Source organism: Bacillus sp. AF62, from assembly GCF_050312695.1.
GTDB lineage: Bacteria > Bacillota > Bacilli > Bacillales > Bacillaceae_G > Bacillus_A > Bacillus_A cereus.
Window position 1 is genome coordinate 44,723 of sequence record NZ_JBNPJZ010000076.1, and the last position, 13,589, is coordinate 58,311.

Sequence of the window (13,589 nt, forward strand, 5' to 3'; positions counted from 1 at the left end):
AGGTTGTTATAAAAATACAAAAGTGGTAACATAAAAATCAGAAAGATGAGGGATGACGATGAGCCATTTGTTAACGATGAGTGAATTATCGGAAGTAGAAATTTCAGAAATCCTAAAAGACGCAGAAGATTTTGCGAATGGAAAAGAGAGCAAAACGACAGAGCAAACTTTTGTTGCAAACTTGTTCTTTGAGAATAGTACGAGAACGAGATTTAGCTTTGAAGTTGCTGAGAAGAGATTAGGACTAGATGTTTTAAACTTTTCAGCTGATGCATCTAGCGTACAAAAAGGAGAAACTTTATACGATACGATAAGAACACTAGAATCAATCGGAACAAAAGCAGTGGTCATCCGCCATGAGCAAGATCGCTACTTCGATGAACTAAAAGATCAGGTGAATATCCCGATCTTAAACGCTGGAGATGGATGTGGAAACCACCCAACGCAGTGCCTACTCGACCTTCTTACAATTAAACAAGAGTTTGGAAGATTTGAAGGTTTGAAGATTGCAATAGTAGGAGATGTTCGTCATAGCCGAGTAGCACGTTCTAATGCAGAAGCATTAACGAAGCTTGGTGCAACAATTTACTTTGCAAGTCCAGAAGAGTGGAAAGGTGAAGACAACACATTTGGAACATACAAACCATTAGATGAACTTGTTCCAGAAGTGGATGTAATGATGTTACTCCGTGTACAACATGAGCGTCATGATCATTATGAAACAGACATTATGAAAGAATATCATGAGAAACACGGATTAACAGTAGAAAGAGAAAAGCGTATGAAAGAAGGAAGCATTATTATGCATCCAGCTCCTGTAAACCGTGATGTTGAAATTGCAAGTGAACTTGTTGAGTGTGAGCGTTCACGCATATTTAAACAAATGGAAAATGGAGTTTACGTAAGAATGGCTGTACTAAAACGCGCCTTACCAAATGTATTAGGAGGAATGAAACATGAATTACTTGTTTAAAAATGGTCGTTATATGAATGAAGAAGGAAAAATTGTAGCAACAGATCTTCTCGTACAAGACGGTAAAATCGCTAAGGTAGCAGAAAATATTACGGCAGATAATGCTGAAGTAATCGATGTGAACGGAAAGTTAATCGCACCTGGATTAGTAGATGTACACGTACATCTTCGTGAACCAGGTGGTGAACATAAAGAAACAATTGAAACAGGTACACTAGCAGCGGCAAAAGGTGGATTCACTACAATTTGTGCAATGCCAAATACACGTCCAGTACCAGATTGCAGAGAACATATGGAAGACTTGCAAAATCGTATTAGAGAAAAAGCACATGTCAACGTACTACCATACGGAGCAATTACAGTACGTCAAGCTGGTTCTGAAATGACAGATTTCGAAACATTAAAAGAACTTGGAGCATTTGCTTTCACAGATGACGGCGTAGGCGTACAAGATGCGAGCATGATGTTAGCGGCTATGAAACGTGCAGCAAAATTAGATATGGCAGTAGTTGCGCACTGTGAAGAGAATACGCTTATTAATAAAGGTTGTGTACATGAAGGGAAGTTTTCTGAGAAACACGGATTAAACGGTATCCCATCAGTATGTGAATCTGTACATATTGCAAGGGATATATTGCTTGCGGAAGCAGCAGATTGTCACTATCACGTATGTCACGTAAGTACGAAAGGTTCAGTACGTGTAATCCGTGATGCGAAACGCGCTGGAATTAAAGTAACAGCAGAAGTAACACCACATCACCTAGTGTTATGTGAAGATGATATTCCATCAGCTGATCCTAATTTTAAAATGAACCCACCGCTTCGTGGAAAAGAAGACCATGCAGCATTAATTGAAGGTTTATTAGATGGAACGATCGATATGATCGCAACTGACCATGCACCGCATACAGCGGAAGAGAAAGCACAAGGAATTGAAAGAGCACCATTCGGAATTACTGGTTTTGAAACAGCATTCCCGCTTCTATACACAAACCTTGTGAAAAAAGGAGTTATTACGCTAGAACAATTAATTCAATATTTAACAGAAAAGCCAGCTGATACATTCGGCTTAGAAGCAGGTCGCCTGAAAGAAGGTAGAACAGCTGATATTACAATCATTGATTTAAAACAAGAAGAAGAGATTGATCCAACAACATTCTTATCAAAAGGAAAAAATACACCATTCGCAGGTTGGAAATGCCAAGGATGGCCGGTAATGACAATCGTTGGTGGTAAGATCGCATGGCAAAAGGAGAGTGCATTAGTATGAAAAGACAACTTATCTTAGAAGATGGAACAGTATTAATTGGAAAAGGTTTCGGAGGAGAAATCGAAAAGTCAGGTGAGGTTGTATTTACAACAGGAATGACTGGATATCAAGAAACATTATCTGATCCATCATATTGCGGTCAAATCGTAACATTCACGTACCCATTAATCGGAAACTACGGCATTAACCGTGACGATTTCGAATCGATTCACCCATCTGTAAATGGTTTAATCGTAAACGAAATTTGTGATCATCCATCAAACTTCCGTAATGAAATTTCGTTAAATGATTACTTAAAAGAAAGAAACATCCCGGGATTAGCAGGAATTGATACGAGAAAATTAACGAGAAAAATTCGTCAATACGGTACATTACGCGGACGCCTTTGTAACATGGATGCAGATGTAGAATACATCGTGAGCCAATTAAAAGCGACAGTATTTACAGATCACGTGAAACGCGTATCAACGAAAGATCCATACCCAAGTCCAGGACGCGGACACCGAGTTGTACTTGTAGACTTCGGAATGAAACATGGTATTTTACGAGAATTAAATAAGCGTGACTGTGATGTAATTGTAGTTCCTTACAACACAACAGCAGAAGAAATTTTACGCCTTAGCCCAGATGGAATTATGTTAAGTAACGGACCTGGGGATCCAAAAGATGTACCAGAAGCAATTGAAATGTTAAAAGACATTATCGGTAAAGTTCCTTTATTCGGAATTTGCCTAGGACATCAATTGTTCGCTCTAGCATCTGGTGCAAATACAAGTAAGTTGAAATTCGGTCACCGTGGTTTAAACCATCCAGTAAAAAATCTTGCAACTGGAAAAGTAGCAATTACATCTCAAAACCATGGTTACGCAGTAGAAGAAGAATCAGTTGAAAATACAGAGCTTGAAATTACACATGTTGCTTTAAATGATGGAACAGTAGAAGGTCTTCGTCATAAGAAGTTCCCAGCATTTACAGTACAATACCATCCAGAAGCTTCAGCAGGACCTGAAGATGCAAATGATTTATTCGAAGATTTCTTAGCAATGATTGAAAACTTCAAGAAAGAAGGGGAAGAGTTATGCCAAAACGCCTAGACATTAACACAATTTTAGTAATCGGATCAGGACCAATTGTAATTGGGCAAGCAGCGGAGTTTGACTACTCTGGTACACAAGCTTGTCAATCTCTAAGAGAAGAAGGTTACAAAGTAATCCTTGTTAACTCTAACCCAGCAACAATTATGACAGATACTGCAACAGCAGATAAAGTATATATCGAACCATTAACATTAGAATTCGTAAGCCGTATTATTCGTAAAGAACGTCCAGATGCAATCTTACCAACATTAGGTGGTCAAACAGGGTTAAATATGGCTGTTGAACTTGCGAAATCAGGCATACTTGAAGAATGCGGAGTTGAAATTTTAGGAACCAAATTATCAGCCATCGAGCAAGCGGAGGATCGCGATTTATTCCGTACATTAATGCAGGATTTAAATGAACCAATTCCATCTAGTACGATCATTCATACGCTGGAAGAAGCACATGAATTTGTAAAAGAAATTGGTTATCCAGTTATTGTTCGCCCAGCATTTACAATGGGAGGAACAGGTGGCGGAATTTGTAGTAATGAAGAAGAACTAATTGAAATCGTATCCGGTGGATTAAAACATAGTCCAGTAACACAATGTTTATTAGAAAAGAGCATTGCTGGTTGTAAGGAAATTGAATATGAAGTAATGCGTGATTCGAATGATAACGCGATTGTAGTATGTAACATGGAAAACATCGATCCAGTTGGGGTTCACACAGGTGATTCTATCGTAGTAGCACCAAGCCAAACATTAAGCGACCGTGAATATCAAATGTTACGAAACACTTCATTACGAATTATTCGTGCATTAGGAATTGAAGGTGGATGTAACGTTCAGCTTGCACTAGATCCACATAGCTTCCAATACTATGTAATCGAAGTAAACCCACGTGTAAGTCGTTCATCTGCACTAGCATCTAAAGCGACTGGATATCCAATTGCAAAATTAGCAGCGAAAATTGCAGTCGGCTTAACATTAGATGAAATCATAAACCCAGTAACACAAAAAACTTACGCTTGCTTCGAGCCAGCATTAGACTATGTTGTTTCAAAAATTCCACGCTGGCCATTTGATAAGTTTGAATCAGCAAACAGAACACTTGGTACACAAATGAAGGCAACTGGTGAAGTTATGTCAATCGGACGTAACTTAGAGCAATCATTATTAAAAGCGGTTCGTTCTTTAGAGCTTGGCATTTATCACTTAGAATTAGACCACTTAAAAGAACTTGATAAAGAAACAATGAAAAAACGCATTATTAAAGCAGACGATGAGCGACTGTTTATTGTAGCAGAAGCAATTCGTCAAGGTGTAACGAAAGAAGAAATCAACGAATGGTGTGAAATGGACTTCTTCTTCTTACAAAAAATTGAAAACATCGTAAATATGGAACGCGAAGTAAAAGCGAATGTAGGAAATATGGAAGTACTACAAGCTGCGAAAGAAATGGGCTTCAGTGATCACTACATTGCAGCTGCTTGGAACAAAACGGAGCGTGAAATTTACGATATGCGTAAAGAAAGCAATATAACTCCTGTTTATAAAATGGTAGATACTTGTGCGGCAGAGTTTGAATCTGCAACACCATACTACTACAGCACATATGGTGATGAGAATGAATCGGTGATAACAGATCGTAAGAGTGTTGTTGTACTAGGGTCTGGTCCAATCCGTATCGGTCAAGGGGTTGAGTTTGACTATGCAACAGTTCACTCTGTATGGGCAATTAAAGAAGCTGGATATGAGGCAATCATTGTTAATAACAATCCAGAAACAGTTTCAACAGACTTCAGTATTTCTGACAAATTATACTTTGAACCATTAACAATCGAAGATGTAATGCACATCATTGATTTAGAAAAACCAGAAGGCGTTATTGTTCAGTTCGGTGGACAAACGGCAATTAACTTAGCGGCGAAATTAGAGGCTCACGGTGTGAAAATCTTAGGAACATCACTTGAAGACTTAGACCGTGCAGAAGATCGTGATAAATTTGAAGCTGCTTTAACAAAACTTGGTATCCCGCAACCAGTTGGTAAAACAGCAACGACTGTAGAACAAGCGGTAGCAATCGCAGAAGAAATTGGTTATCCAGTATTAGTAAGACCATCTTACGTACTAGGTGGACGTGCGATGGAAATCGTATATCGTCAAGAAGAACTGCTGCACTACATGAAAAATGCAGTTAAAGTTCATGCAGATCACCCAGTATTAATCGACCGTTACATGGTTGGTAAAGAAATTGAAGTAGATGCAATTTCAGATGGTGAGAATGTATTCATTCCAGGTATTATGGAACATATTGAACGCGCTGGAGTTCACTCTGGTGACTCAATTGGAGTATATCCACCACAAAGTTTATCTGAAAAACTAAAAGAACAAATCATTGAACATACAATTGCACTTGGAAAAGGATTAAACATTGTTGGATTACTAAATATCCAGTTTGTAGTATTCAAAGATCAAGTGTACGTAATTGAAGTAAACCCACGTGCAAGCCGTACAGTACCGTTCTTAAGTAAAATTACAGGCGTACCGATGGCGAATGTTGCAACGAAAGTTATTTTAGGGCAAGACCTAGTAGAGCAAGGATACGGAACGGGCTATCACCCAGAAGAGAAAGAAGTATATGTAAAAGCTCCGGTATTCTCATTCGCGAAACTACGTTCAGTTGATACAACATTAGGACCTGAAATGAAATCAACAGGGGAAGTAATGGGTAAAGACTTAACGCTTGAAAAAGCATTATATAAAGGATTAGTTGCTTCAGGAATTAACATCCCAACGCACGGATCAGTAATCATTACTGTAGCGGATAAAGATAAAGAAGAGGCGATGGAAATTGCAAAACGTTTCCACGAAATCGGCTATAACTTATTAGCAACAGCTGGAACAGCACAATCATTAGAAGAGCAAAATATCCCAGTACAAGTTGTAAACAAAATTGATTCTGAAGACTACAACTTACTAGATATTATCCGTCAAGGAAAAGCACAGTTTGTAATTAACACATTAACAAAGGGTAAACAACCAGCGCGTGATGGTTTCCGCATTCGCCGTGAATCAGTAGAAAATGGTGTGGCTTGCTTAACATCACTTGATACAACAAGAGCAATCTTACGAGTATTAGAATCTATGACATTCTCAGCTCATTCAATGAAAGAAATTACGCAAACAAAGCGTCACGAGGTGGTACATGCATGATGCAAAAGCAAAATATGATCGTCGTTAATCAAAAAGAAATCGCAAAAAACATTTACGAGTTAGTGCTTCAAGGAACTTTAGTACAGCAAATGAACGAACCAGGGCAGTTTGTACACATTAAGGTAGCAGAGGGCATTGCGCCCCTTCTGCGCCGCCCGATTAGTATTTGTAATGTAGATCAAGAGAAGAACGAATTTACAATGCTATATCGTGCGGAAGGACAAGGGACAAAAACATTAGCAACTAGAAAACAAGGTGAAATGGTAGACGTACTAGGACCACTAGGACACGGTTTTCCTGTAGAAGAAGCAGAAGCTGGTCAAACAGCTTTACTAGTAGGCGGGGGGATTGGTGTACCACCACTTTATGAACTATCACAGCGCCTCGTTGCAAAAGGTGTACGTGTAATTCACATCTTAGGTTTTCAAACGAAAGATGTAGTTTTCTATGAAGAAAAATTTGCAGAACTTGGTGATACGTACGTTGCGACAGTAGATGGTACACACGGTACAAAAGGATTTGTCACAGATGTAATTGATAATTACGGAATTGACTTTGATATTCTTTATTCATGTGGTCCGTTAGCGATGCTTCGTGCATTAGAAGGACGTTACAAAGAGAAAAAAGCCTATATTTCATTAGAAGAACGTATGGGCTGCGGTGTTGGAGCTTGTTTCGCATGTGTATGCCACTTACAAGAAGATCCAAGTGGACATTCTTACAAGAAGGTGTGTAGCGACGGACCAGTATTTCCAATCGGGGAGGTTGTACTATGAACAGATTGCAAGTTGAATTACCAGGATTATCATTAAAAAATCCAATTATACCGGCATCTGGATGCTTTGGATTTGGTCGTGAATATGCACAGTTTTACGATTTAAGTGTACTAGGATCAATCATGATTAAAGCGACGACAGAACAACCACGCTATGGAAATCCAACACCTCGTGTTGCTGAAACACCGGGCGGCATGTTAAATGCGATCGGACTTCAAAACCCAGGGTTAGAAAAAGTAATGAATTCTGAATTACCATGGTTAGAACAATTTGACCTTCCAATCATTGCGAACGTTGCAGGCTCACAAGCTGAGGATTACGTAGCGGTTGCAAAGGAAATTTCTAAAGCGCCTAATGTCCATGCACTAGAATTAAATATTTCTTGTCCGAACGTAAAAACAGGTGGTATCGCCTTTGGTACAAATCCTGAAATTGCTGCTGATTTAACGAAGCGAGTAAAAGAGGTTTCTGAAGTACCTGTATACGTGAAGTTGTCACCGAACGTGGCAAACATAGTGGAAATTGCAAAAGCGATTGAAAATGCAGGTGCAGATGGTTTAACGATGATTAATACATTGCTTGGTATGCGTTTAGATTTAAAAACAGCTAAACCAATTTTAGCAAACCGTACAGGCGGATTATCAGGTCCTGCGATTAAGCCAGTAGCAATTCGTATGGTACATGAAGTAAGCCAAGCGGTTAACATTCCAATTATCGGAATGGGTGGTATTGAAACAGCGGAAGATGTAATTGAATTCTTCTACGCTGGCGCAAGCGCAGTTGCAGTAGGTACAGCGAACTTTATCGATCCGTTCGTATGTCCGACAATTATTGAAGAGTTACCAGCATTACTAGATGAATTAGGATTTGATCACATTTCGGAATGTCAAGGAAGGAGCTGGAAGCAAACATGTCACAGTCGTTAATCGTTGCACTAGATTTTCCAGGGAAACAAGATGTAGAACAATTCTTGCGCCACTTTGAAGGGGAAGAGTTATTTGTCAAAGTTGGTATGGAGTTATTTTACAAAGAAGGCCCTGCAATTATTACGTACTTAAAAGAAAAAGGACATAAGATTTTTCTAGATTTAAAACTTCATGATATTCCGAATACAGTAAAAAGCGCTATGCGTAGCCTAGCTAGTCTAGATGTTGATATGGTAAATGTTCATGCTGCTGGGGGAAGCAGCATGATGAAAGCTGCGATTGAGGGATTAGAGGAAGGTAAGCAAGAAGGAAAAGAGAGACCGATTTGCATTGCAGTTACACAACTAACAAGCACTTCGGAAGCTATGATGAAAAAAGAGATCGGCATTGAGAAGACGTTAGAAGAAGCGGTTGCTCATTATGCAAAACTAACGAAAGAAAGTGGACTTGATGGCGTTGTTTGCTCAACGCTTGAAGTTCCAAAATTACGTGAAGTATGCGGAAATGAATTTGTAACAGTAACACCGGGGATTCGTCTTGCAAGCGATGATGTAAATGACCAGGTGCGCGTAGCAACACCGAAACGTGCGAGGGAACTTGGCTCAAGCTACATCGTAGTTGGACGTAGTATTACAAAAGCAGAAAATCCGCTTGAAGCGTATAAAACAGTAAAACAACAGTGGGAAGGTGTAACAGTATGAAAAAAGAAATCGCATCGCATTTATTAGAAATTGGAGCAGTATTTTTACAACCGAATGATCCATTCACATGGTCTTCAGGTATGAAATCACCAATTTATTGTGATAACCGTTTAACTTTATCTTATCCAAAAGTACGTCAAGCGATTGCAGCTGGATTAGAAGAGTTAATTAAAGAGCACTTCCCAACTGTAGAAGTTATTGCAGGAACAGCAACTGCTGGTATTGCGCACGCTGCATGGGTAAGCGATCGTATGGATTTACCAATGTGCTACGTACGTAGTAAAGCAAAAGGCCACGGTAAAGGGAATCAAATTGAAGGAAAAGCTGAAAAAGGTCAAAAAGTTGTAGTAGTAGAAGACTTAATTTCAACTGGCGGAAGTGCAATTACATGTGTAGAAGCACTTCGCGAAGCTGGCTGTGAAGTATTAGGAATCGTATCAATCTTCACATACGAGCTAGAAGCAGGAAAAGAAAAGCTAGAAGCAGCTAACGTAGCATCATATTCTTTAAGTGATTACAGTGCATTAACTGAAGTTGCAGCAGAAAAAGGTATGATCGGACAAGCTGAAACGAAAAAATTACAAGAGTGGCGTAAAAATCCAGCTAACGAAGCTTGGATCACAGCGTAACATGAAAAAAACGACCGCGGGGGAACGCGGTCGTTTTTTATATTATTGTTAAAACTTCATGTAAAGAACAGATAGTAGGAATATCGTACTTGAGTTGTGAGTTATCTCGATTTAACCATATCCCTTGCATCCCAGCTGCTGTACTACTAATCGCATCAGTCTCTAATCGATCGCCAATATAATAGCAATCTTTCATTTCAAGGTTCGATTGTAATACGGTTCTGTGAAAAATTTCAGGATCTGGTTTCGATATACCAAGTTCACTAGAAGTAAATATATATTTGAAATGTTTTAAAATGTTTAGGGCAGTTAATTTTTCGACTTGTTGTTCATAGTCACCATTACTAATGATACCTAATGAGTGACCGCCTTGCTGCAAGTTCTGTAATGTATAGTGTACATCTTCAAACGCGGTCCAGTTGTTCTTATATAGTTCTATATATTGATTGAATCTATGCTGAGATTCTTTGGGTGATAGGTTTACTCCATATGTTTTAAATAAATGATACATTCGCATTACTTGTTGTTCTTGAAAAGATAATTCCCTGGATAAAAATTTTTTGAAATATTCTTCTGATAATTCATGCCAGACTTTCGTTGCCTCTAATTCATTGCCTGAAAAAATAGTATTATATATTTGAAAAAAATCTATAATACCATTTCTTTCAGCAGCCTCATAATCAAGTAAAGTTCCATCAATATCAAAGAAAATCATATTGCTGTCTCCTTGTTAACAACTATTTAGCGTTTTCAGCAACCTCATATCCTTTCACAAACAATAGCGTCATTTAAGAAACGATAAACGAGAAGATGCTGTACATGCCAACCCAAAAGAAAAATTTTGGAGTAAAGGCGATAACACCTATTATTAAAAAACTAGCAAACGTTACAATCGGCATTACGTAATACGTTTTCGTTTTGCGTGTTCCAATAACAGATACGATAAAGATAAATAATGGACAAATTAATAAGACGAAAATCAATTCATTCATAGGTATGTCCCCTTTTCTAATTGCAGTAATCTGTTTCTCGTAAACGTTTTGAAATAATTACTCTCCTAATATAATTTCGCTAAGTAATAACGAATCCCTCTTGAAAACTGACAATTCATGATGAATTTTACAAGCAAAAAACGTAAGCAAGAGAACACTTGGTTACGTTATAGGATAAACATCGCAACGATTGTGGTGACAATTAAATCGATAACAACCGGTAAAAAGTTTCGGCGTGCAAGTTCAAATGGATCGACTTTACAAATCGCAGCAGCAGGAATAAGTGCCCAAGGAATTAACGTCCCGCCCCCGGTCCATATAGCTGCAATTTGCCCGAGTGCTGTTAATGTAGCTGTGCCATGGCCAAGTGCTGTTCCAAAAAGATTGGCAATGGAACCAGCAAGTGATATACCTGAAAAACCTGATCCATCTAAGCCGGTAATGACACCCACGATGGTTAATGTCCCTGCCGATACATATTGATTTAAAGGAACAGTTTGAGATAAAGCGATGCCTAAGTCGTTAATGATTCCGTGTGAACCTTTCGGTAAATAGTCTCCGATAATTTTCACAAAGCCACTATCTCCTAAATAAAAGAGTGCAGCGATAGGAATAACTGGTCCGAAAATTTTAAAGCCAAATTGGAGCCCTTCTATGAAATAATCGGTCGTTTTATTCAGTCCATTACCTTTGTAGGCGATGAGAGAAATGATGATAATCATAATAACAGTTGTTCCGCCGATAAGTGCAGTTGCGTCGCTTCCTTGTAGTTGAAATTGAATCATGCAAAGGATATCAATGATATATACGATAGGGATACAAATAGCGAGCCATTTCTTTGTGCGAGGAGATAATGAAGTGAGCGTTTTAGAAGACTCAGTTGATAGAATAGATTCTTGTATAGCTAAGCCTGTATGAAACTCTTTTCGTAAGAAGAAAAAAGCGACGGAAGTTGTCACAACGCCCATAACGATAACGAGTGGAACACTTGCAGATACGACGCTGGAAACAGGGAGACCAGCAGCGTCTGCGGTTAATTTTGGTGCGCCTTGTATAACGAAGTCGCCGGATAAAGCAATCCCATGACCGAATAAGTTCATAGCAATTGCTACTCCAATTGGGGGGAGACCGACGCGTACAGCAACCGGTAATAAAATAGCTCCCATTAAGGCGACAGCGGGAGAAGGCCAAAAGAAGAAAGAAATTGTCATCATCAAAAGGCCAATAATCCAGTAGGCGAGGGTAGGGGTACGGATCATCTTTGTAAATGGTGAAATCATTGTATCATTTATACCGGTATGAACGAGTAAATTGCTCATGGATACAATAATAGAAATGATTAATATAGTTGGTAATAGCTCAGTAATGGCGTAAATAAAACTTTGAAAAATGCCGCTAACGGCAAGAGGGATAGAACTTGTAGCAGTTAATGCTAATAAAAAGATAAAAACGATACAAATAATTGTAGTATCTTTCCGGAGAATAAAAAAGGTAATAATAGTGAGTAAACAAATAACATAGAGAGCGTGTAATAGCGTTAATTCAACGCCCATAACATTCACATCCTTAGGCAATCGTGTAGTTTATTGTATGAAAGTAGGGAAAGTATGTGAGTATAAGAAACAGAAAAAAAGGTAAAATTTCATGTACTGAAATGGTAAGGATAAAAAATGGATGTTACAATACAATTAATCCTAAAAATGGAATTCGAGGAGGGCTTATGCACAAAAAAATTGGATTTTTGGGATTTATCATATCTTGTAGTCTATTAATCATTTTAAAGCTATTTACAAACAATGAATGGATAAGTATTATACCTGTTTTCGGGTTTGTATTTATACTTTTATATAACTGGGATGGTATGAAACAATACAGTAAAAAGTATCGGAATTATGATAGGTATCATCGTTGTTTGCTCATTGTTCGCAGGGGTTATTTAAATAGAGGGTCAGAAACAAATGGAGAAAATGTCTATTTTTCAAGAATGGATGTCTTCTGCAAACGGTCTTTATCTTGTAATTATAGTTGTTATTTTTCTAAGAATTGTTATAAGTATAGCAAGTTACATATTAAAGGAGAAGTAGAATGGGGGAGTACGAATGAGAGAAAAAATAGGATATTATGGTGTGCTAGTTTGTTTACTATTATCAATTATTTCAGGACAATTTCTTAACAGTGAATGGGTACCAGTTATATTATGTATAGGAGTATTGATTTTTGCTCCTATGTATCGCTGGAATGAATGGAAAGCATATAGTCGAAAAAAGAAAATGGTTTTCAGCATCGAATTTGTCATTATAATCAGCACAATTCCGTTTTTGTTATGGAAAGGAAATGAGATAATAGATGGAATTGTAATGTTTCAAGGGTGGTTGTTTATTGCGAAAATGCTATATTTAATATGCATTTTAATGTTGGTAGTGGTAGTCACTAAAATAGTAAACGGAAAGCTATTCGTTAATGAATAAAAGAAAATGCCACTTTATTCGGTGGCATTTCCTCATTTTACTGCATGAGCTTTTTGCATCTTTTTAATTAAACGAATTTGTCCACGATGATTGATTTCATCTTCAAAAACGTGAAACCACTTAAAATAGTTATTTGCTGGTTTGTCATACCAAAAGTCTGTCGTTTTAAATAACCATTCATCAGGTAACGATTGAAAAGTCTCGATTGTTTTGGAACGTACTTCTTGTAATGTATTTATGTAAAATTCTATAGCGTTTCCTTTTATTTTCTCACGCCCAAGATCGCCTAATTCAATGTCAGGTAACCAGCGTTCTAATTCAGCCTCCGTTGGTTCACGGTCTTCAAAAGTATGAATCTGGTAGTAAAATTCAATAGCAGCCATATGATACAATAACATGCCAATTGAATTTGCTTCCTTATCATATAAATAATCAAGTTCTTCAATTGTTAAACTTTCCACTGCTTGCATTGTTGTATAGCGAGCGTAATTCATCATGGAAACAAGCTTTGAAAATTCTACATGTAAACCCTCCAATTTATCAATTACAAAATTCAA

At 37.9% G+C, this 13,589-nt stretch carries 13 protein-coding genes and 1 pseudogene; 10 read left to right on the top strand and 4 right to left on the bottom strand.

Going from position 1 to position 13,589, the window contains the following annotated elements; genetic code table 11:
• Positions 1-58: 58 nt before the first annotated feature.
• The 8 genes from pyrB to pyrE are packed head-to-tail and all read left to right on the top strand — an operon-like array spanning position 59 to position 9,572.
• Positions 59-973, top strand: a complete 915-nt coding sequence (gene pyrB, locus ACQRBL_RS18420; RefSeq protein ID WP_000018860.1) for an aspartate carbamoyltransferase — start codon at positions 59-61, stop codon at positions 971-973.
• A complete protein-coding gene (gene pyrC / locus ACQRBL_RS18425; protein WP_327897832.1) occupies positions 957-2,243 on the top strand; it encodes a dihydroorotase in 1,287 nt (428 codons plus the stop codon). Before pyrB ends, pyrC begins: the two co-directional genes overlap by 17 nt.
• Entirely contained in the window at positions 2,240-3,337 is a 1,098-nt protein-coding gene (locus ACQRBL_RS18430; RefSeq protein WP_000828670.1) for a carbamoyl phosphate synthase small subunit, read from the top strand. The genes pyrC and ACQRBL_RS18430 overlap by 4 nt, the downstream gene beginning before the upstream one ends.
• A complete protein-coding gene (gene carB / locus ACQRBL_RS18435; protein WP_001126128.1) occupies positions 3,322-6,540 on the top strand; it encodes a carbamoyl-phosphate synthase large subunit in 3,219 nt (1,072 codons plus the stop codon). Before ACQRBL_RS18430 ends, carB begins: the two co-directional genes overlap by 16 nt.
• Positions 6,537-7,316, top strand: a complete 780-nt coding sequence (pyrK, locus tag ACQRBL_RS18440) for a dihydroorotate oxidase B electron transfer subunit (RefSeq protein ID WP_411995992.1) — start codon at positions 6,537-6,539, stop codon at positions 7,314-7,316. Before carB ends, pyrK begins: the two co-directional genes overlap by 4 nt.
• A complete protein-coding gene (gene pyrD / locus ACQRBL_RS18445; protein WP_001081057.1) occupies positions 7,313-8,242 on the top strand; it encodes a dihydroorotate oxidase B catalytic subunit in 930 nt (309 codons plus the stop codon). The genes pyrK and pyrD overlap by 4 nt, the downstream gene beginning before the upstream one ends.
• Positions 8,227-8,943 carry an orotidine-5'-phosphate decarboxylase gene (pyrF, locus tag ACQRBL_RS18450; RefSeq protein WP_000083496.1) on the top strand — a complete coding sequence of 239 codons (717 nt, stop codon included), beginning with the start codon at positions 8,227-8,229 and terminating at the stop codon, positions 8,941-8,943. The genes pyrD and pyrF overlap by 16 nt, the downstream gene beginning before the upstream one ends.
• Positions 8,940-9,572 (top strand): orotate phosphoribosyltransferase, encoded by a 633-nt coding sequence (gene pyrE, locus ACQRBL_RS18455; RefSeq protein ID WP_000711449.1) that lies wholly within the window; start codon positions 8,940-8,942, stop codon positions 9,570-9,572. Before pyrF ends, pyrE begins: the two co-directional genes overlap by 4 nt.
• A 37-nt stretch (positions 9,573-9,609) precedes the next feature.
• Here pyrE and ACQRBL_RS18460 read toward each other — a convergent pair whose 3' ends face one another.
• The 3 genes from ACQRBL_RS18460 to ACQRBL_RS18470 all read right to left on the bottom strand — a co-directional run bounded on the left by ACQRBL_RS18460 (position 9,610) and on the right by ACQRBL_RS18470 (position 12,117).
• Positions 9,610-10,287, bottom strand: coding sequence for an HAD family hydrolase (locus ACQRBL_RS18460; protein ID WP_000575793.1), 678 nt, complete (start codon positions 10,285-10,287; stop codon positions 9,610-9,612).
• A 73-nt stretch (positions 10,288-10,360) separates the two neighbouring features.
• The gene (locus ACQRBL_RS18465; protein WP_411995993.1) at positions 10,361-10,564 is read right to left on the bottom strand and encodes a YbeF family protein; all 204 of its coding nucleotides are present in this window, start codon (positions 10,562-10,564) and stop codon (positions 10,361-10,363) included.
• A 167-nt stretch (positions 10,565-10,731) separates the two neighbouring features.
• Positions 10,732-12,117 carry a hypothetical protein gene (locus tag ACQRBL_RS18470; RefSeq protein ID WP_411995994.1) on the bottom strand — a complete coding sequence of 462 codons (1,386 nt, stop codon included), beginning with the start codon at positions 12,115-12,117 and terminating at the stop codon, positions 10,732-10,734.
• A gap of 167 nt (positions 12,118-12,284) precedes the next feature.
• Here ACQRBL_RS18470 and ACQRBL_RS18475 point away from each other — a divergent pair.
• Together ACQRBL_RS18475 and ACQRBL_RS18480 are read left to right on the top strand one after the other, a co-directional pair.
• Positions 12,285-12,648: pseudogene (locus ACQRBL_RS18475) on the top strand (YoqO family protein).
• A gap of 15 nt (positions 12,649-12,663) precedes the next feature.
• Positions 12,664-13,032 carry a YoqO family protein gene (locus ACQRBL_RS18480; RefSeq protein ID WP_327879533.1) on the top strand — a complete coding sequence of 123 codons (369 nt, stop codon included), beginning with the start codon at positions 12,664-12,666 and terminating at the stop codon, positions 13,030-13,032.
• Between the two features lie 32 nt (positions 13,033-13,064).
• On the opposite strand, the gene ACQRBL_RS18485 is transcribed toward ACQRBL_RS18480, so the two are convergent.
• Positions 13,065-13,589, bottom strand: coding sequence for a DinB family protein (locus tag ACQRBL_RS18485; RefSeq protein ID WP_411995995.1), 525 nt, complete (start codon positions 13,587-13,589; stop codon positions 13,065-13,067).

What these genes read in the sequence shown, in the direction of transcription:
- pyrB (WP_000018860.1), top strand. Translation starts at nt 59, where the DNA reads ATGAGCCATTTGTTAACGATGAGTGAATTATCGGAAGTAGAAATTTCA.
- pyrC (WP_327897832.1), top strand. Translation starts at nt 957, where the DNA reads ATGAATTACTTGTTTAAAAATGGTCGTTATATGAATGAAGAAGGAAAA.
- ACQRBL_RS18430 (WP_000828670.1), top strand. Translation starts at nt 2,240, where the DNA reads ATGAAAAGACAACTTATCTTAGAAGATGGAACAGTATTAATTGGAAAA.
- carB (WP_001126128.1), top strand. Translation starts at nt 3,322, where the DNA reads ATGCCAAAACGCCTAGACATTAACACAATTTTAGTAATCGGATCAGGA.
- pyrK (WP_411995992.1), top strand. Translation starts at nt 6,537, where the DNA reads ATGATGCAAAAGCAAAATATGATCGTCGTTAATCAAAAAGAAATCGCA.
- pyrD (WP_001081057.1), top strand. Translation starts at nt 7,313, where the DNA reads ATGAACAGATTGCAAGTTGAATTACCAGGATTATCATTAAAAAATCCA.
- pyrF (WP_000083496.1), top strand. Translation starts at nt 8,227, where the DNA reads ATGTCACAGTCGTTAATCGTTGCACTAGATTTTCCAGGGAAACAAGAT.
- pyrE (WP_000711449.1), top strand. Translation starts at nt 8,940, where the DNA reads ATGAAAAAAGAAATCGCATCGCATTTATTAGAAATTGGAGCAGTATTT.
- ACQRBL_RS18460 (WP_000575793.1), bottom strand. Translation starts at nt 10,287, where the DNA reads ATGATTTTCTTTGATATTGATGGAACTTTACTTGATTATGAGGCTGCT.
- ACQRBL_RS18465 (WP_411995993.1), bottom strand. Translation starts at nt 10,564, where the DNA reads ATGAATGAATTGATTTTCGTCTTATTAATTTGTCCATTATTTATCTTT.
- ACQRBL_RS18470 (WP_411995994.1), bottom strand. Translation starts at nt 12,117, where the DNA reads ATGGGCGTTGAATTAACGCTATTACACGCTCTCTATGTTATTTGTTTA.
- ACQRBL_RS18480 (WP_327879533.1), top strand. Translation starts at nt 12,664, where the DNA reads ATGAGAGAAAAAATAGGATATTATGGTGTGCTAGTTTGTTTACTATTA.